Origin of the sequence: Streptococcus sp. 2018WUSS126 (assembly GCF_044427425.1) — a bacterium.
Classification (GTDB): domain Bacteria; phylum Bacillota; class Bacilli; order Lactobacillales; family Streptococcaceae; genus Streptococcus; species Streptococcus hashimotonensis.
In genome coordinates, this window is record NZ_JAOTGB010000013.1 from 53,190 (window position 1) to 71,042 (window position 17,853).

A 17,853-nucleotide genomic window follows, 5' to 3' on the forward strand; every position below is an offset into this window, starting at 1 on the left:
CAAAACAGTAAGCTCTAATCTTCTATAGTTATTTAGCTTTTATCATATACTAAACAAAAACTAAATAACTACAAATTGAGTATAAAAGACTGATAATAGCTCAAAGGGAAGGTTAAAAAATAGGAATTCTCCCTATAATCCAGGGAAAATTCCTATTTTTAATTATGGATTATGCAAATCAGAGATTTTTTCAGTAGCTTCGATCTGAGAGGTTTGTTTCTTTGAAATTTGATGGAAAATAACAGTCCAATTTTCATGACGGCGCCAAAGTGATGTATGAACATATTCGCCAATTTCAAACGTAACTAATTTTGATTTATGGCTAATAGATGTCATTTGGTAATTTGATAAATACGTCGTTTGGATGGGGTGGTCGGCAAGCATCTGAGTTTTATTTCGGTAGTGGCCTTTGGCATCAATTAAGAGATACTGGTCGTCAATCAATTCTTCATACCCATTAGCATGTGCTTGTATCTCTGTTTCAAAACGGAAGAGTTTGTCGTACACATGCTCATACATCTCATCGTGTGGAATTTCAGATGGTTCTACGTGAATATCCACATCAAAAACTCCATGTTTGAGTGTTAGGAGTTGCTCAACCTGCTCAGTCACTTCATGACTTTCATAAACGGATAAGTCTGGATTCATTTCTAAAACAACATCAAGGTAGATATTGGCTCCATAAGTCCGACCACGTTGTGATTTGACAGAAACGATTTTTGGGAGTTTGAGAATATCTTCCTCGTACTTTTTCAATAAGTTTTCATCAAATCCATCAGATAGGGTAAAGAAGCTTTCCAGAAAAATATCGTAGGCTGTTTTTAGGATAAAGAAGGTAATGATGATGGCTGCAATTTTATCGACAATAGGGAAGTTGAAAGCCGCAGCAAAGATTGCGATAGAAGTTCCTATGGAAGTGACTGCATCGGATAGATTATCCTTGGCAGCTGCTTCTAAGGCCTTGGAACGTACTTTTTTTGCCAAGCGGTTATTATATAAATAAACAGCTAACATAACTAGTGCGGAAAAAATTCCGACAATGGCCCCCATAATGTCTACTTCGATAGAAGAATTGCTGATTAGTTTTTGGAGGGTATCATAGAGTACTTGGAAACCAACGACAAACATGATGAAGGATGTAATCAAGCTTGCCAAGTCTTCCATTTTCCAGTGTCCAAATTTATGATCGGTATCAGCTGGTTTCTGTGCCATTTTTAGTCCAACAAGTACAGCGATATTACCGATAATATCAGAAATATTATTGAAGGCATCTGCTCGTAAGGCATCCGAATGAAAGAGCTGTCCTGCAACGAGTTTGATACCTGATAAGACAATATAGGCACCGATAGATAGCAAGGCACCACGTTCAGCAAGTTTTAGATTGGTTACGTTTTGGTTCATAGCATCTCCTTTGATAAGTTTTCATTTTAACAAAAAGGCCCCTTATTTTCAAGGGGTTAGGCTGCTTTTTTGCCTGTTCGAAGAACCTTATAAAGGCGTAATAATATTGTTCCGCTGGCCATACCGATGGGAATGACTAAGGCTAAAGTTAAGACGGTAGTGATATTGGTTAGGGCTTGAGCGTGGTCCCCAGAAACGAAATAAGTCGTGGTCATGTAGGCTCGATAGCCTGGAACAAGTGGTGCAAGTATAGCCAATGAAAAGATGACGGAGGGTGTTTTTAACCAAATACTCATGATTTGACTGACACAGGATCCGATAATTGCCGCGAAAAAGGTAGCAATCAAGACATTTGTTGGTTCCAATAGTAAAAGATAAATAAGCCAAACAAGCATGCCTAGGAGTCCACCAGGGACCAGCATTTTTCTTTGAACATTGAGAACAATTAAGAAGGCTGCGATAGCGATATAAGAGGCGAGTGCCTGTAATAAGAAGTGAACTGGTGTCATAGATTACCTCACAAGCATAAAGGCCACAGTTGTACCTGCACCGAGCGATAAGATAATAAGCGCAGTTTGGAAAAATTTGGTCATCCCTGTATTGATATGATTGGTCATGAGGTCTCTTACAGCATTTGTAAAAGCAATCCCTGGTACAAAAGGCATGACTGCCCCCGCATTAATCAGGTTAGGATTAATGGGGAGAGTAGTGGTTGCGCTTAATAAATAAGAGGTGAGTGAGAAGACAAAGGCGCCAACGAAGGTGGTGACAAAATCAATTCCAATATAGCGCTCGACAATTAGTGAGATAGGGAAAGCTAAAGCTGTTGCGAGGACAGCACCTGCTGCATCTAAAAGAGAACCTCCGAACATGATGGTAAAAAATGGTGCGGCTACTACGGCAGCTAAGGTTATTTGGATATTGTTATAAGGTGGCTTTTGTTGTTTGATTGCATTTAATTGGCTCCAAGTTTCTTCTAGGCTGATTTCTTCATTGGCTAGGGAACGGGAGATTTGGTTGACGTCACAAACTTTCTGCATGTCGTAATTTGAATTTACGATGCGTTTCATACGCGAAATATTCGTATGGTCGATGGAGAAAAAGATAGCAGCAGGGATGGCAAGGACATTGGCCTGTTCAATTCCTTGTGAATGTGCAATCCGAATCATGGTATCTTCAACTCGGTGAATTTCTGCACCGCTTTGTGCCAAAATGGCACCAGCGAGCATGAGCACGTCTATGACCAAGTTTAGTCTAGGAGTGTTTTCCATAAGTAAGTCCCATCCCTCTGCTAGTTATTTTCTTAATTATAACAAAATATAGGTGTAGGCAACATATTTTTTTAATAGATAGGCAAAATAGTTGAAAATTGTTCGGATTGTAGTATAATTGACTTATCAATGATTGATCAATCAATCAAAAGAGGTAGATAATGCAAGAAATGGAAGATTTGTTATACAGGTTGAAAGTGGCAGATGAGACGATTTCCAATCTTTTTGAAAAGCAGTTGGGAATCAGTTTGACACGCTATTCAATATTGCAAACATTACTAAAAGATGCACCCCTGCATCAGTTGGCTTTGCAGGAGCGGCTTCAGATAGACCGCGCAGCGGTTACGCGTCATCTCAAATTGTTAGAGGAGAGCGGCTATATCATTCGCAAGCGAAATCCTGACAATCAGAGAGAAGTACTTGTCTGGCCAACTGAGCAGGCTAGAGAAGCGCTAATCACGAATCCTTCTGCCCACCACCAAGCTATCAAAACTTCGATGAATCAGATTCTAACTGTTGAGGAGAGCGAGCAATTCCTAGCCACTCTTGATAAACTATTGATTGGCTTGCAAAATCTACCTATATAATTTTTTGAGAGGAGACATTATGTCTATTTTTACCACTATTCTAGCTAGTATCGTAGCTATTGAGCACCTATATATCATGTATTTGGAAACCTTTGCGACCCATTCAGACTCTACTAGTCGCGTATTCAATATGGAGAAGGAAGAATTACAACGTAAGTCTGTGACTGCCTTGTTCAAGAATCAAGGAATTTATAATGGCTTGTTGGCGGTTTTCTTGCTCTACGGTATTTTTACTGGTAATCTAGAAATTACAAGCATTTTTGTTCTATATGTTATTGCTGCAGCAGCTTATGGCGCTATTACAGCAAGTCCAAAAATCATCTTAACCCAAGGTGGACCAGCTATCTTGGCATTAATTTCTATTTTGTTGTTTAAATAAATAGAAAAGCCTTCCGTGAGGAGGGCTTTTTGCAATTACTGAATATTCAGTTCTCCATCTAGTGTAGAGATATAGAGGTAATTAGTGGCGTGGGGATTGGAATAGGTTGGAAGGTCAATTCCCAGATTATTTTGACTGGCATCTATATGGATGTCAGTTTTTGTTTTGGAATGAAGAGAAATGTCAATCGAACCATTGTAATTACTGATGTTATGTCTTCCTTCTAGTTTTAGGTTTTCTGCTTTAAAATCACCATCCTCAATCGTTAAGCTACTGCCAACAGTATCGGAAATGTCTTTCGGACTTATTAATGTGGAATGATTGATTGCTACTTCTCCATTGAGGTGTGACAAATGAGCAAAGCTGAGTTGACTGTTTTCAATCAACATATCCCCATCTTCTACAGTGAGTTCAAGATTTTGAATAGTTACTTTATCCAGATAAAGGTCTCCTTGAAGGTTGCCTGAGAGTGTTTCGATTGTGCTATTTTTAGGGACCTGTAAGACAGGTTGGTAGTAGGCAACATTCTGGTCATTGACAAGATTTAAGATAGGTTCGAGTAAACCATCATAAGTAACGATGCCTTGATAGGCACTAGAAATGGTTAATTTTCCATCTTGAACTTGGTGGCTGAGTAGGTCGATGTCTTTATGCTGATTTCGATAGTAGTGGAGGTGGAATTGGTTGTCAGGCGAGGGCATAATGGACAGTTTTTCATTGACCTCTATAGAACGAATATCCGTAAAGCTTGCCGTTTGGGGCTGAAAATAGTTTTCTGCAACAGTTTTCATATTTGTCCAACCACCAGCAAAGTAGCCGATTAGGCTGAGAATTGTTCCAAGAGTGAACAGGCTCAGACTGATTTTCGTAAATGGTTTAAGCTGTTTCATAATAGCCTCCTTTGCGAATTTTTCTTTGTATCCAATGTAAAACAAGCAAGAAGGTTTTGCTTCCAAGGTCTAGAGTGAATTTACTACCCAATAGAGTGAGGGCCAAGCAGATGAGGGCCAGGCCTGTGAAGAGGAGGGAGGTAGACCATGATAGTGTGAAGAGGTCAAAGGCGAGGAGTAGCTGGGCGATTGCTAGACTGAGGAGGACAATCCAGAGTGAGATAAGGAGCAGAAAGAGGCTAAAGATGATTAGGAGAAGGGTGATGAAGAGGGCGACCAAGGTGATTGCTAGGGGGACGCCGATTGGGGCGGCAAGGATAGAGAGGATGGTCAGCCAGACCATATTGCGGGTATTTGGCTTATCCTCAATCTTCTCTTTATCATATAGATTGGCTAGAATTTCACTGGCTGCTTCTTTTGGACTGCCTAGTTCTTGAATAGCTTGCTCATCGTTTTCCTTTTCGTCAAAATATTCATTGAAATAGTCCAAGGTATCTTGAAAATCTTCTTTTGATAGGTTTTTGAGATATTTCTCGAGATTCTGTAAATATTCCTTGCGATTCATGGAAACCTCCTTTATCCAACACTAAGCTGGCAGTCTTGACAATGAATAACTAGCTGAGCAGGGCTATTTTCTTGCTTGTAGCTGAGATGAGTGATGTCACCCTCTTTCATCATTGTAAACGCCTTATCCTTTGGAAGTTTAAGGCTAGAATCTTCCTCCCAGATGTCTAAACTGATGTCCGTACTTGGTTGATAGGTTAGGACAGAATCTTCAGCCTGGCAGTTAAGGCTCTTTTCAATGACAAAATCCTTCAACTTCCAGACACAGTCTTCTAATGTTATCCTTGCATCTGAAAGGCTCATGCTTGAGAGAGTGATAACAGCATCGCTGGCTTCCAATTTTAACTCGCTCATCTGTCCATCTGAGATAGTTAGTGTAGAGTCTTCTAACCGTAGAGCAGAGCTTGGGCAGCTCACTTTCGTCATGCTGATACTGCTATCTTTTGCATTGATGACTAGCTGTTCGCTCGCCTGCACAGCCGCCATCGTCAGACTACTATCTGTCGTTTTCAGATTGAGACTAGTAAGGGGCGGTAGTTTTTTAGGGATTTTGAGAATAGCAGAGCTGGTTTGATTGTTTGAGAAGTAGAGGTGATTAGGGGTAGGCTTGCTTGTTAGGTACAAACTATCCTGAACCAGTTGATAGTCAAAAGCCTGGTAGCTACCATCTTCTGAAACAGGATTGTGCAATAAGACAGCTTCTCCTTCATAACTTTGAACACTAAGGGTCTGATCTTCGAGCGAAATCTGTAGGTTTGAAAACTCAGGTAATTCTTCAATCTTTGCCGTCAATTCAATTCTTTCCCTAGCTTGATAGGCTGAATGTTTAAAATTGTTGAAAAAATTCTCCCAGTCAAATTGAAAATCAAAATCAAAGTTGAAATCAAATGGTTTAGATGAATGTGGACTTGCTTGGTCTTGCTCGGTGATTAGGGCATCTTCAGGTAGATTGGCAATGATTTCCTTTGCTGCTTCATCAGGTGTTCCTAGCTCTATAATAGCTTCCTCGTCGTTATCCTTTTCGTCAAAATACTCATTGAAGTAGTCTAAAGCCTCCTGTCTGGCACTTGGATGAAGTTGAAATAATGCTTGTTCCAGTTGGTTCAAATAATCTGCGCGTGTCATTTTCGTAAGCTCCCTTCTATAATTCCGTCAATATGGTCTTTGTAGCTATTCCATTCACCCTGCAGGAAGGGGAGGTGTTCACGTCCAGCAGGAGTGATGGTATAGTATTTCCGCTTTCTCCCTTGAAATTCTTGGGTATAGGTGGTGACATAGCCAGCCTTTTCCAATTTTTTCAAAATAGGGTAGAGTGTGGATTCCTTTATATCAGCAACTATCTTGATGGTTTGGCTGATTTCATAGCCGTAGGAATCCTGCTTTTCCACGATGGCTAATACCAGAAATTCTATCAAGATAGAGGATACGGGGTAGTACATAAACTCACCTCTTTATCTTTATATAATTATTTTATATATAAATTATATACCTATTGTTTAGCAAAATCAAGCGATTATATAAAATTTTTATATATCATCAAAATTCTTGTCGATATGCTGTACTAGTTTCATGAATGAACTTGAATTATAGTCACTAGTTTATCTTTGATTACTTCGTTAACTCGCTTTGCCGTACTTCAGTACAGCCTGCAGCTCGTTGCCTTGTACTAAAAGCAAACTAAATGACTATAATAGCTCGTGCTCTTGGTTTTATCTTTGTTATCGGTTTAGGTTATACATTAAAAGCCAAAGGGATTGTTCGAAGGGAGGATGCGACAATCTTTTCTAGCTTAGTGATGAATATTACGCTACCAGCCTCTCTCCTTGTAGCTTCAGCGACAGCCCAAGTATCTATAGATTTATATGTTCCCTTCATATTAGGAATTCTTTGTAATCTTTTTTTGGATATGGTGGGATACTGGGAGGCAAAGAAGTCTGGTCAACAGACTTCCGTCGGTCTTATGCAGTTATCAGGCTATAATATCGGAACCTTTACACTCCCATTTGTGCAAGCTTTTTTTCGCTATCTAGTCTACTAAGCGTCATCGTATTTGATGCGGGGAATGCAATCATGGTTTTAGGTGGGAATTACAGTATCGCAGCTGGTGTGGATGAAGAGCAGGAAAGAATGACCATTGCAACTTTTATAAAGAATCTTTCACGCTCAGTTCCACTAGTAGTCTATCTAGTTAGCCTATCGTTAGCAGTCTATTCTATCAAGCTTCCACGCGAACTTATCTCTGCGCTGACGATAGCCAGTAACGCCAATCCTTTTTTAGCCATGCTCATGTTGGGAATCTTGCTTGATTTAAAATTGAATTGGAAAGAAATTAGTCGATTGGCCTATCTTCTCTCTTTGAGGCTAGGTGCAAATATTCTAATAGCAGGGGTCATTTATTTTCTTCTACCTATTGATAAAACGATGAAAATCATGTTGCTGATCTGTCTAGTCTCTCCGATTTCAGTCATGTCCCCAATATATGCATTAAAGTTAGGTAGTCGCTCAGCTGAACCTGCCAATGTTAACTCCTTATCTATTTTGGTCAGTTTAGTCATGATGGTTCTTCTTATTTTTCTATTCGTTTAAAAAAGCCTCCGCGTGTGCGGGGGCTTGATTGTATATTAGTCAATAAAGAATTCTTGTGGACCTTGGTAACGACTTCCATCATTAAAGGCGATGTAGAGGTTAAAGATAGGTGTAAGAAGAACATAGAAGATAGCTTGTACAGCTGATAAACCGAAGCTACGACCAAAATTGTAAACGAGATAGATGCCATATAATGGCCCTGCTAGTGGAATCAGTAAGAATAGAATGAACCATCTTTTTTCATAGCCAAAGGCGATGCATTGTTGGATATAGAGATTGTAGATTGGAATCAATGATTTCCAACCAGCGTAGCCTGCTTTTTTGAAGAGGATGTAGTTGGAAATAGCAACAAGAATATACCAAATAAATGAAAATAGTAGTGTTGTACCCCAAATGCCAATGAGAATTCCCTGTGCTAATGTTTCTTCTGTCATAATAAAACTCCATTTCTTTTTTATAGTTCTATTATACCAGTATTAGTTCAATAACACAATATAAAATTGCATTTTTTTAAAATTTTTTCAGAAAAAGGGAGTGAGAAAGAACTCGACTGGTCTAAAAAAGAGTTCGTCAACAAGTCTTTATTTCTAGTTGTTGAGCTGAAACAGTCTATCCCCAGACTGTTTCACTCCCACCCCCGCATAGCTCCAAAGGTTCGGGGAACCTTTGGAGGTTGGAGATGAAGCGAACTTTGTTCGCAACAGTCGTAATGGTCAGATTTGGAGTGTAATACACGAATTGCTGAGATTTGCTATGCAAATCTTATCTCCAACCTCTAACAATCTCCCAGATTGTTAGAGCCAATCAACCACTGCGCTGAGATGTTGACACGAACTCTGAGTAGTAGCCGCTGGGCTTTTTGCCCAGCCTCTTGAAATTTTATTTGTAAGAGACGATTCCGAGAATGACATCGACAGCTTTTTCCATGGTTTGCAGGCTGACAAACTCAAAGCGACCATGCATGTTTTCACCACCTGCGAAGATATTTGGCGTTGGAATGCCCATGAAGGAAATCTTGGAGCCGTCTGTTCCGCCGCGAACAGGCTCAATCAGTGGCTTGATACCTAGATTTTCCATGACGTCTTTAGCGATATTGATTGGGGTCATGTCTTTTTCGATGATTTTCTTCATGTTGTAGTATTGGTCATGTAGGTTGACAATGACACGTGGAGTGTCAAAATTGGCATTCATCTTTTCAGCGATGTCCAGCATGAGCTGTTTGCGGGAAAGGAAATCCTCTTCCTCGAAGTCACGGATGATGTAGGTGGTAGAAGCAGTATCGACACTACCTTCCATGTTCATCAAGTGGAAGAAACCTTCATACCCTTCAGTTTTTTCTGGGCGGTCTGCTTCTGGAAGGGCATTGTGGAAATCAATAGCCAACTGGAAGGCATTAATCATCTGGTCCTTAGCAGATCCTGGGTGGACATTGCGTCCTAGGAAATCAATCTTGGCACCTGCTGCTGAGAAGGTTTCGTACTGGAGTTCGCCCAGCGGTCCACCGTCCATAGTGTAGGCAAAGTCCACATCGAAGTCTTCTACATCAAACTTGTCTGCACCAACACCGATTTCTTCGTCAGGACCAAAGCCCACACGGATTTCGCAGTGCTTGATGTCAGGGTTTTGGACTAGGAATTCAATGGCAGTCATGATTTCTGCAATTCCTGACTTGTCATCAGAGCCTAGCAAGGTGGTACCGTCTGTGGTAATCAGTGTTTGACCCTGGTAGTTGGCAAGTTGTGGGAAGTCTTTTGGATGCAATTCGTAGCCAGAAGTTCCCAAGGCAATTGGGTTGCCGTCGTAGTTTTCGATGATCTGAGGATTCACACCTTCTGCGTTGAAATCCGCCGTATCCATGTGGGCGATGAAGCCAATCTTACGCGTCAAACTTGGGTCGTTGGCAGGCAGTGTTCCCACAGCAAAACCATTTGGCAGGTAGTGGACATTCTGTAAGCCGATGCGTTTCATTTCAGGCAGAAGGATATTCTGTGCAAACTCGACTTGGTTTTGGGTAGAAGGAGTGGTTGTCGAATTTTCATCTGAGCGAGTATTTTCTTTGACATAGACCAAGAAACGGTCTAAGAGTGTTGGGTATTTCATATTGTCTCCTTATTTTTTCAAAATATGTTTTTCAATAGCCTTGGCAACGCCGTTGTTTTCATTGGTGTCTGTGATGTCCTGGGCGATTGCCTTGACCTGCTCGTTAGCGTTGCCCATGGCAATACCAAGTCCAGCAAATTCAATCATTTCCAGGTCGTTGTTGGCATCTCCCATAGCCATGATTTCTTCTGGGAGGATACCGAGGCGGTCTGCCAGTTTTTTCAAACCAGTGGCCTTGCTTGCACCGTTTGGTAAAATTTCCAATAGATAGTCCTGTGAACGGACGGTGGAATAGCCTTGGCTGAGTACAGGATTGTGTTGATTTTCAAAGGCATCAATATGCTCTTTTTCACCGACGAACATGGCTTCAAAGAAGCGATGCTGACCTGACTTGGCTTCTTTTAAATCAATTGGTTGAGGAGTCATTCCTACCAAACCTGCGTCTAAATTAACGCGTGCATTGGCTTTTTCTGCAAGAACGAAGTAGTCTTCCTCGTCAAAGAGAGAAATTTGCACATCATCATTTTCAATAAAAGTGGAAAGATAATCAATATCAGAGATAGATAGTTCTTCCCAGTCAATCAGGCTCCAATCCTTTGTCGAATGGGTTGAACAGCCGTTATTGACAATGATAAATTCTTCCTCGGTGTCAAAGCCGAGCTGCTCTACGAAAGGCTTAACCCCAGCCAAGGGCCGACCAGTACAAAGAACAATCTTGACGCCCGCTTCAACAGCCTGATGAATGGCATCAATCTGTGGCTGCATCAGCTCTTTTTTCTCGTTTAAGAGGGTTCCGTCCATATCAAGAGCGATTAGTTTAATCATATAAACCTCCTTGTTTTCAATACATCTAGTATAGCATAAAATGAGAAAGGAATGATTGAAATACTAAACTCTGTTCTATATGGTAAAATAAATTGGGTGGTGGATAGCTGAAATGAAAGTGTAAAAAATAGAAGTGTTGCAAAAATGACAATGTTCATTATGTGTCAAGAAAGTCTTACATTGCTAGGGGATACAAAACATGGAGTATGAGCCATATAAACAAAGGTAAGGACTGTCTATGTAAGATGTTATAAAAAATAATTCAGATTTCAAGATACCGTTTTTCAATCCTCTGGAATGAATAGCACTCATGCTTGATTATGATTAAAGAATAGAGACAATGGAAATATCGGTTATGGACCAGTATTTTTTGGTATAATAGGGGAATAGAAGAGGAGTTATGGTATGAAGATTAGTGTTCAGAAAGAGTCCGAGATGTACCTGCTAACTATTTCCTATACTGTTCCAGCTAGTTTAGCAGAAGCTTGGGACTTGTTGGCGACAGATAGTGGTTTTGCCCGCTGGTTTCCACAGTTAAACATTGTAGGAAATACGCTGGTTTTTGAAATGGAAGGATTCCGTGAAGTTATGGATTTACTGGAATACCGAAAAAATGAGAAAATTGCCTACATGTGGGATTCAGCAACAGTTTCATTTACACTGTCCCAGTTAGAAAATCAGACCTTGATTACTTTTGAAGAACGAATTCCAGAAGATTTTGGTAATGAATTTGCGAATGCTCAAAAAGACATGACAGGATGGTTGGTGCAAAATGAATGTATCAAAAAAGTCTTAGAAGGTCAGGAGTCGCCTGTACGTCAACCCTTGCAGGAAAAGTGGAGGACTTTTCTGGAGCTTGAATTAGAAGGTCTGTGATTTGAAAGGAGGCTACTATGAAAAAGTGGTGGGAACAACTGAAAGAAGAATATTATGAAACACGGTTTGATTCTAATGAAGATTGGATGGAATGGTTTATCAAACGGAAGATGACCTGGGGATGGAGATGGCCGACTGCCATAACGATTTTTGTCCTTTGGGCTCTATCGCTTCCAGATGCTAGAAATGCGGTTCGTTTCTTTTATTTTTTATTGGCGCTGGGAGTAGCTACGGTTTTACATAAATTAATATCTTATTTGAAAAGAAGAAAGTGAGAGCATATGCATCAAATTACTTGCCCCCATTGTGGGACGGCCTTTCAGGTCAATGAAACAGAATATAGTCAGCTTTTAGCCCAGGTGCGTGGTGCGGAGTTTGACAAGGAAATCCATGAACGATTGGAGCGGGAACGAGAATTATTAAGCCAGAAGGCTGAAAATGATTTGCAGGCTAGATTGAGTGATAAGGATAAGGAGATTCTGGAACTGACCGCAAAACTTGATAAATTTGCTAGTCAGACGGAACTGGAAATCAGCTCTGCTATTTCCAAAAAAGACCAAGAAATCCAAGAGCTTAAGGCTCAGTTGGGGCAAATCGGTCTTGCTAAGGATTTGGAGTTGCAGCAGGCGGTAGCTCAGGTGGAAAAAGAGCGGGATGCGGCACAAAATGCTTTGGTTTTGCAGGAACAAAAGCAAGAGTTAGCCCTGGCGACCACTCGTCAGGAGTACGAAGTACGGCTCAAGGCGGCGGATGAGCAGGTGGAATTTTACAAAAATTTCAAGGTCCAGCAGTCTACTAAGGCAATTGGAGAGAGCTTGGAGCAGTTTGCTGAGGCGGAGTTTAACAAGGTTCGTTCCTATGCTTTTCCACGTGCCAAATTTGCGAAGGACAACGAAGTATCAGCGTCCGGTTCAAAAGGAGATTTCATCTTCCGTGATTTTGACGAGTCGGGCTTGGAATTTATTTCCATCATGTTCGAAATGAAAAACGAGGCAGATACGACCAAGACCAAGCATAAAAACGCAGATTTCTTTAGGGAGTTGGACAAGGACCGTCGGGAGAAAAAATGCGAATATGCTGTATTAGTCAGCATGCTAGAGGCGGACAATGACTATTACAATACAGGGATTGTGGATGTTAGTCATGAATATGAGAAGATGTATGTTATCCGACCACAGTTCTTTATCCAATTAATCGGAATTTTACGAAATGCTGCGCTCAATAGTCTGCAATACAAGCAGGAGTTAGCCATGGTTAAGGAGCAGAATATCGATATTACTCATTTTGAAGAAGATTTGGAAATTTTCAAGAATGCTTTTGCCAAAAACTATCAATCGGCCAGCAACAATTTCCAAAAGGCTATTGATGAAATCGACAAGGCAATCAAGCGAATGGAAGCTGTCAAGGCAGCCCTGACCACCAGCGAAAACCAGCTTCGCCTAGCCAATAATAAACTAGATGATGTCTCCGTCAAAAAACTAACCCGCAATAACCCAACTATGAAAGCCAAGTTTGAGGCGTTGAGGGAGGATTGAGATGATTGTTCCGCTACAATTTGAACATATACTTCAACTTGATGAGGCCTTCCAGAAGCAAGGTTGGCCCTCCCGCAAAGAGATTTTAACCAACTATCTAAGGGAACAAGAAAAGGGAGAACGTATCGTCCTAGTTGCCGAAGAAGCAGGAGTTTGCAAGGGCTACATCACCTTGATTAAGCAAGTGAAGGAGGGGCCGTTTTACCAATCTGGAATACCTGAAATTGCTGATTTCAATGTTTTTGAAGACTTTCAAAATCAGGGGATAGGTTGGCAATTATTAGATGCTATCTGTCAGCTTGCCTCAGAATTCACGGATATAGTAGGTATTGGAGTTGGTTTGAATGCAAATTATGGAAAGGCTCAACGGCTCTATGTAAAACATGGTTTTATACCAGACGGAAGCGGTGTCTGGTACCGAGGGCGCTCTTTGCCGGTAGGTGCCAAAGCCTATAATGATGATGAATTGGCCTTGTATTTTACAAAAAAGTTATAGAGGAAAAGTAAAATGAATACCATCGACCTAAATCTGCCTGTTGCAGAGATTATCAACCAGCACCCAGAAGTCAAGGAGATTCTGGTGGAGCTTGGTTTCAAGCCTTTGGCAAATCCAGCCATGCTCAACACAGTTGGCAAGGTGACCAGTCTGAAGACAGGCTCCAAGATGACCAAGATTCCGTTAGACCGTATTCAGCAGGTCTTGGAATGCAACGGATACGAGGTAATAGGAGGAGAAGCATGACAGACCAACGGATTGACATTTTGAAGAACATTCTCTTGGACTTGCACAATGGTGCCAGTCCAGAGTCTGTTCAGGACCAGTTTAATCAGCATTTTACGGGTGTTTCTGCCCTCGAAATCTCCTTAATGGAGCATGAGCTCATGTCCAGCGACACGGGCATCACTTTTGAAGACATCATGAGCCTCTGCAATATCCATGCCAACCTTTTTAAAGGAGCCATTGCAGATGTGGAAGTGGCGGATATGGACCAGGAAGGACACCCTGTCAATGTCTTTAAGCAGGAAAACCTAGCATTGCGGGCGGCTCTCCTACGCATCCGCCGTATCCTTGACCAGTACGAGCAGACAGAGGATGCGGAACTGCAAGACCAGCTCCAGCAAGGCTTGACACGCCAGTTTGGCCTCCTCGGTCAATTTGAAAACCACTATACCCGCAAGGAAAAGGTCTTTTTTCCAATCATGGAACGCTACGGTCACGATGCACCGCCTAAGGTCATGTGGGGCGTGGACGACGAGATTCGCGACCTCTTCAAGACGGCTCGCAAGGCACTTGAGAGAGGCGACCTAGCTGCAACACGGATCCATTTTGAAAATTTTGCCAAGGAGTTCGAGGAGATGATTTTCAAGGAGGAAGCCATACTTCTCATGATTTTGCTGGAGACATTCACTCAGGATGATTGGCTTCAAGTGGCAGCGGACAGCGACGCCTACGGCTACGCCATCGTCAAGCCGACAGCCAAGTGGGGACCTCATCGGGAGACTTTTTGGGAAATAGCAGAGCAGGTAGCCGACAGTCTTGCTCCGCAGCCAGCTGGGTCAAACCAGCAGATTATCGATACGCCAGAAGGCCAGTTCACCATTACCTTCACGCCCAAGGAAAAATCGGAAACTGTTCAGGACAGGACCAGTCCGCAGAGCTTTGGTAATGGCTACTTGTCTGTCGAACAGGCCAATCTCATTCTCAACCATTTACCGCTGGAACTCACCTTTGTCAACAAGGACGACATTTTCCAATATTATAATGACAGCCACCCTGTAGAAGACATGATTTTCAAACGTACTCCGAGCCAGATTGGACGTCATGTGGAGCTCTGCCATCCACCAAAAATCTTAGACAAGGTCAAGAAGATTTTTGAACTGCTCCGCACAGGGCAAAAAGACCAGGTGACCATGTGGTTCAAGTCCGAGAGTATGGGCAAGTTTGTCTATGTGGTCTATAAGGCCGTGCGTGACGACCAGGGAGAGTTTCAAGGCGTCTTGGAATACGTCCAAAATATCCAACCATTTTTTGAAATTGACAGCGATTTTCATCGGGATATTTAATCCAACCAGACCGCCCACAAGTGCGGTCCTTTGTGTTATAATGAGAACATGATTTCAGGAATTATTAACGTCAAAAAAGAAGCGGGCATGACCTCGCACGATGTGGTTTTTAAGCTCCGCAAGATTTTGCAAGAGAAAAAGATTGGGCACGGTGGTACCTTGGACCCAGATGTGACAGGCGTTCTGCCCATTGCAGTCGGCAAGGCTACTCGCATGATTGAGTATATGCAGGAAGAGGGCAAGATTTACGAGGGAGAGATTACCCTGGGCTACTCGACCACGACCGAAGATGCGTCGGGGGACCTCGTTGAGCGGACACCGGTTTTGGACATAGCAGAGCAGGCAGTAGATGAGGCTATGGCTAGCTTTGTCGGTACTATTACTCAAATTCCGCCTATGTATTCTGCTGTCAAAGTAAATGGCCGCAAACTCTATGAGTACGCACGGGCAGGTGAAGAAATCGAACGTCCTCAACGCCAAATTGACATTTACAGTTTTGAGCGGACCAGCCCGATTGAGTTGGCAGATGACTGTGCACGTTTCACCTTCCGAGTTCGTTGTGGCAAGGGAACTTATGTCCGTACTCTTTCTGTTGACTTAGGGGCTAAGCTAGGCTACGCTAGCCACATGTCCAGCTTGGAACGAACTGGATCAGCAGGAATGGACCTAGCGGATGCCTTAACTTTGGAAGAAATTTCTTCGCTGGTAGCTGAAAATGATTTTTCATTTCTCCAACCTATTGAACGTGGTATCGGGGATTTACCTGTTGTAGAATTGAAAGAAGAGCAGGTGCAAGATACTACATTTGGTCGATTTGTAGAATTGAATGCAGAAGCAGAGCGCTTAGCAGGCTTTCATGATGGTCAGTTGATTGCTATTTTTGAAAAACGCGACCAGCTGTATAAACCGAGTAAGGTTTTGGTCTAAGAAATTTCTCAATAACTGTGATAAAATAGAAAACATGAACATTAGAACAATTAAACATTATAGTGAATTGAATCAAGAGGAGCCGACGGTTTTAGTACTAGGCTACTTTGATGGGATTCATCTTGGGCACAAAGCTTTACTTGATCGAGCAAGGAAAGTAGCAGATGAGCAAGGTTTGATAGTAACTATTTTGACCTTTCCAGAGTCACCTCGGTTGGCTTTTTCTCGCTTTAGCCCAGAACTTTTACTGCATTTGACAAGCCAGGAACAGCGTCATCAGTTATTGGAGAAATATGGTGTAGATCAACTGGTAATGACGCCATTTACTAGCGAATTTGCCAGTAATACTCCAGAAGAATTTATTGAGCGGTATGTTAAGGGGGTGAATGCACAAGTCTTAGTTGCTGGATTTGATTATCATTTTGGGAATTGCAGAGCAGATGTCAAAGATTTGACAGAGCTATTTGATGGACAGGTAGAAATTGTAAGTGAAGTGAGCCTGGGCGGAGAGAAAGTTTCTTCAACTCGCATTCGTCAGGCTATCCAGTCAGGGGATGTCTCTCTAGCTAATCAACTTTTAGGTTATCCATTTATGACGGAGGGAATTGTTGTTCATGGAGATGCCAGAGGGCGCACTATTGGTTATCCGACTGCAAATCTGGCTCCTTTTGACCGTGTCCATTTACCATCTGAGGGAGTCTACGTCGCTGATGTCGAAGTAGATGGGAAACGCTATCGAGCTATGACAAGCGTTGGGAAAAATGTGACCTTTGATGGAACTGAGATGCGGATAGAAGCCCATATTTTTGGGTTTGACCGCTTTATCTACGGAGAAAAAATAACTATTTTTTGGCTTGAAAAAATTCGAGATATGGTCAAATTTGATGGGATTGAAGGTTTGATGGAGCAGATGAAATCTGATGAGGAATTTGCCTTGCAATGGGGAAAACATGCTTAAACGATTAATTCGTCATCCTTTTTATGAGAAGGCTATGACCTACATAGCTGTAGTCTATGTATTTCTTATCGTACTTGAATTAATGGATGCTAGTATTGCCAATTCTAGTGGCTATCGGGTACTGGATTGGCTTCTGTGGTTTATTTTTGTCTGCGATTATTTTGCTCAGCTTTATTATGCGGATGACATACTTGAATATGTACAGGGGCATATCTTGGAACTAATTGCCATTATTCCATTTGATTCATTCTTCAGTTTTCTTCGCTTGGGAAGACTTGCACGACTCTTCAGATTAGTCAAAGTAACGAGAATATTTGCCCTGTCTAATCGATTCTGGGATACAATCAACAAGCTTTTGCATACCAACAGTTTATCCAAGGTATTGATGCTAAATAGCTCAGCAGTGCTAGTTTCAAGTGTCTTATTATCAGTGATTGAAGGAAAATCATTCTTCGATGCACTTTGGTGGTCCATTGTAACGATGACAACTGTAGGGTATGGAGATATTGTCCCCCAAGATACGATTTCTAAAATTATAGCCATCCTCTTGATGTTGGTTGGTATTTGTACTTTTGGTATGGTTACCTCCACAATAACTCGTTTTTTCTCTGAAACAGAGCGAGAAACGAAGTTGGATACCTTGATGGCAAAAATTGATGAACAAAACGAAACATTATTACGCTTAGAGAAAAAAATAGAATCTTTAGAAAAATTGGTAAATTCTCAAAGTAAGTTCTAGTTCCCGTCCTTCCAGAAGTTACTTTGAGAAAACTGCATAACACCAACAGAATTTAGTCTCAGACTAAGTTCTGTTTTTGCCTAAAGCTGCAGATTCAAGGAATTTTTAGGGTTGAAAATGTTGAAAAAAAGAGTACACTAAAGTTACTGGC

At 41.6% G+C, this 17,853-nt stretch carries 23 protein-coding genes; 13 read left to right on the plus strand and 10 right to left on the minus strand.

Annotation, left to right across the window (positions count from 1 at the left end; translation table 11 throughout):
* Nucleotides 1–162 precede the first annotated feature (162 nt).
* Genes ODU34_RS06220 through ODU34_RS06230 form a run of 3 tightly spaced genes read right to left on the minus strand, consistent with a single transcriptional unit; the run spans nucleotide 163 to nucleotide 2,672 of the window.
* Nucleotides 163–1,401 carry a cation diffusion facilitator family transporter gene (locus ODU34_RS06220; protein WP_398578421.1) on the minus strand — a complete coding sequence of 413 codons (1,239 nt, stop codon included), beginning with the start codon at nucleotides 1,399–1,401 and terminating at the stop codon, nucleotides 163–165.
* Nucleotides 1,402–1,457: 56 nt separating this feature from the next.
* Complete coding sequence (locus tag ODU34_RS06225) at nucleotides 1,458–1,910, minus strand: threonine/serine exporter family protein (RefSeq protein WP_002937711.1); 453 nt, start codon at nucleotides 1,908–1,910, stop codon at nucleotides 1,458–1,460.
* A 3-nt stretch (nucleotides 1,911–1,913) separates the two neighbouring features.
* Nucleotides 1,914–2,672, minus strand: a complete 759-nt coding sequence (locus ODU34_RS06230) for a threonine/serine exporter family protein (RefSeq protein WP_105140219.1) — start codon at nucleotides 2,670–2,672, stop codon at nucleotides 1,914–1,916.
* Nucleotides 2,673–2,833: 161 nt separating this feature from the next.
* Between ODU34_RS06230 and ODU34_RS06235 the strand changes: the two genes are divergently transcribed.
* Together ODU34_RS06235 and ODU34_RS06240 are read left to right on the plus strand one after the other, a co-directional pair.
* Nucleotides 2,834–3,259 (plus strand): MarR family winged helix-turn-helix transcriptional regulator, encoded by a 426-nt coding sequence (locus tag ODU34_RS06235; protein WP_002937706.1) that lies wholly within the window; start codon nucleotides 2,834–2,836, stop codon nucleotides 3,257–3,259.
* A 19-nt stretch (nucleotides 3,260–3,278) separates the two neighbouring features.
* On the plus strand, nucleotides 3,279–3,638 hold the full coding sequence (locus tag ODU34_RS06240; protein WP_023369971.1) for a DUF1304 domain-containing protein: 360 nt from the start codon (nucleotides 3,279–3,281) through the stop codon (nucleotides 3,636–3,638).
* A gap of 35 nt (nucleotides 3,639–3,673) precedes the next feature.
* Here the strand turns inward: ODU34_RS06240 and ODU34_RS06245 are convergent, their stop codons facing one another.
* The 4 genes from ODU34_RS06245 to ODU34_RS06260 are packed head-to-tail and all read right to left on the minus strand — an operon-like array spanning nucleotide 3,674 to nucleotide 6,531.
* Nucleotides 3,674–4,528, minus strand: coding sequence for a DUF4097 family beta strand repeat-containing protein (locus ODU34_RS06245; protein WP_172011240.1), 855 nt, complete (start codon nucleotides 4,526–4,528; stop codon nucleotides 3,674–3,676).
* Nucleotides 4,515–5,093, minus strand: a complete 579-nt coding sequence (locus ODU34_RS06250) for an HAAS signaling domain-containing protein (protein WP_172011242.1) — start codon at nucleotides 5,091–5,093, stop codon at nucleotides 4,515–4,517. Before ODU34_RS06250 ends, ODU34_RS06245 begins: the two co-directional genes overlap by 14 nt.
* A gap of 11 nt (nucleotides 5,094–5,104) precedes the next feature.
* Nucleotides 5,105–6,217 (minus strand): DUF4097 family beta strand repeat-containing protein, encoded by a 1,113-nt coding sequence (locus ODU34_RS06255; RefSeq protein ID WP_398578422.1) that lies wholly within the window; start codon nucleotides 6,215–6,217, stop codon nucleotides 5,105–5,107.
* Nucleotides 6,214–6,531, minus strand: a complete 318-nt coding sequence (locus ODU34_RS06260) for a PadR family transcriptional regulator (protein WP_002937690.1) — start codon at nucleotides 6,529–6,531, stop codon at nucleotides 6,214–6,216. The genes ODU34_RS06255 and ODU34_RS06260 overlap by 4 nt, the downstream gene beginning before the upstream one ends.
* A 242-nt stretch (nucleotides 6,532–6,773) precedes the next feature.
* Between ODU34_RS06260 and ODU34_RS06265 the strand changes: the two genes are divergently transcribed.
* Together ODU34_RS06265 and ODU34_RS06270 are read left to right on the plus strand one after the other, a co-directional pair.
* The gene (locus ODU34_RS06265) at nucleotides 6,774–7,130 is read left to right on the plus strand and encodes a hypothetical protein (RefSeq protein ID WP_238146051.1); all 357 of its coding nucleotides are present in this window, start codon (nucleotides 6,774–6,776) and stop codon (nucleotides 7,128–7,130) included.
* Nucleotides 7,131–7,162: 32 nt separating this feature from the next.
* Nucleotides 7,163–7,678 carry a hypothetical protein gene (locus ODU34_RS06270; protein ID WP_238146052.1) on the plus strand — a complete coding sequence of 172 codons (516 nt, stop codon included), beginning with the start codon at nucleotides 7,163–7,165 and terminating at the stop codon, nucleotides 7,676–7,678.
* Between the two features lie 35 nt (nucleotides 7,679–7,713).
* Here ODU34_RS06270 and ODU34_RS06275 read toward each other — a convergent pair whose 3' ends face one another.
* From ODU34_RS06275 to ODU34_RS06285, 3 genes are all read right to left on the minus strand, one after another.
* Complete coding sequence (locus ODU34_RS06275) at nucleotides 7,714–8,112, minus strand: DUF5684 domain-containing protein (protein ID WP_002940890.1); 399 nt, start codon at nucleotides 8,110–8,112, stop codon at nucleotides 7,714–7,716.
* A 445-nt stretch (nucleotides 8,113–8,557) separates the two neighbouring features.
* The gene (gene pepT, locus ODU34_RS06280) at nucleotides 8,558–9,778 is read right to left on the minus strand and encodes a peptidase T (RefSeq protein WP_105179509.1); all 1,221 of its coding nucleotides are present in this window, start codon (nucleotides 9,776–9,778) and stop codon (nucleotides 8,558–8,560) included.
* 9 nt (nucleotides 9,779–9,787) lie between these two features.
* Nucleotides 9,788–10,603, minus strand: a complete 816-nt coding sequence (locus ODU34_RS06285) for a Cof-type HAD-IIB family hydrolase (protein WP_105179510.1) — start codon at nucleotides 10,601–10,603, stop codon at nucleotides 9,788–9,790.
* Between the two features lie 405 nt (nucleotides 10,604–11,008).
* Between ODU34_RS06285 and ODU34_RS06290 the strand changes: the two genes are divergently transcribed.
* Genes ODU34_RS06290 through ODU34_RS06330 form a run of 9 tightly spaced genes read left to right on the plus strand, consistent with a single transcriptional unit; the run spans nucleotide 11,009 to nucleotide 17,702 of the window.
* Complete coding sequence (locus ODU34_RS06290; RefSeq protein WP_105179511.1) at nucleotides 11,009–11,479, plus strand: ATPase; 471 nt, start codon at nucleotides 11,009–11,011, stop codon at nucleotides 11,477–11,479.
* A 17-nt stretch (nucleotides 11,480–11,496) separates the two neighbouring features.
* The gene (locus ODU34_RS06295) at nucleotides 11,497–11,754 is read left to right on the plus strand and encodes a hypothetical protein (RefSeq protein ID WP_002940881.1); all 258 of its coding nucleotides are present in this window, start codon (nucleotides 11,497–11,499) and stop codon (nucleotides 11,752–11,754) included.
* 6 nt (nucleotides 11,755–11,760) lie between these two features.
* The gene (locus ODU34_RS06300) at nucleotides 11,761–13,014 is read left to right on the plus strand and encodes a DUF2130 domain-containing protein (RefSeq protein ID WP_105179512.1); all 1,254 of its coding nucleotides are present in this window, start codon (nucleotides 11,761–11,763) and stop codon (nucleotides 13,012–13,014) included.
* 1 nt (nucleotide 13,015) lies between these two features.
* On the plus strand, nucleotides 13,016–13,510 hold the full coding sequence (locus ODU34_RS06305) for a GNAT family N-acetyltransferase (RefSeq protein WP_105179513.1): 495 nt from the start codon (nucleotides 13,016–13,018) through the stop codon (nucleotides 13,508–13,510).
* 12 nt (nucleotides 13,511–13,522) lie between these two features.
* On the plus strand, nucleotides 13,523–13,756 hold the full coding sequence (locus ODU34_RS06310) for a DUF1858 domain-containing protein (RefSeq protein WP_029172144.1): 234 nt from the start codon (nucleotides 13,523–13,525) through the stop codon (nucleotides 13,754–13,756).
* A complete protein-coding gene (locus ODU34_RS06315) occupies nucleotides 13,753–15,078 on the plus strand; it encodes a DUF438 domain-containing protein (RefSeq protein WP_105179514.1) in 1,326 nt (441 codons plus the stop codon). The genes ODU34_RS06310 and ODU34_RS06315 overlap by 4 nt, the downstream gene beginning before the upstream one ends.
* Nucleotides 15,079–15,126: 48 nt before the next feature.
* Complete coding sequence (truB, locus tag ODU34_RS06320; RefSeq protein WP_105179515.1) at nucleotides 15,127–16,005, plus strand: tRNA pseudouridine(55) synthase TruB; 879 nt, start codon at nucleotides 15,127–15,129, stop codon at nucleotides 16,003–16,005.
* A gap of 34 nt (nucleotides 16,006–16,039) precedes the next feature.
* Nucleotides 16,040–16,963, plus strand: a complete 924-nt coding sequence (locus tag ODU34_RS06325; RefSeq protein WP_105179516.1) for a bifunctional riboflavin kinase/FAD synthetase — start codon at nucleotides 16,040–16,042, stop codon at nucleotides 16,961–16,963.
* A complete protein-coding gene (locus ODU34_RS06330) occupies nucleotides 16,956–17,702 on the plus strand; it encodes a potassium channel family protein (protein WP_105179517.1) in 747 nt (248 codons plus the stop codon). Before ODU34_RS06325 ends, ODU34_RS06330 begins: the two co-directional genes overlap by 8 nt.
* Nucleotides 17,703–17,853: the final 151 nt, after the last annotated feature.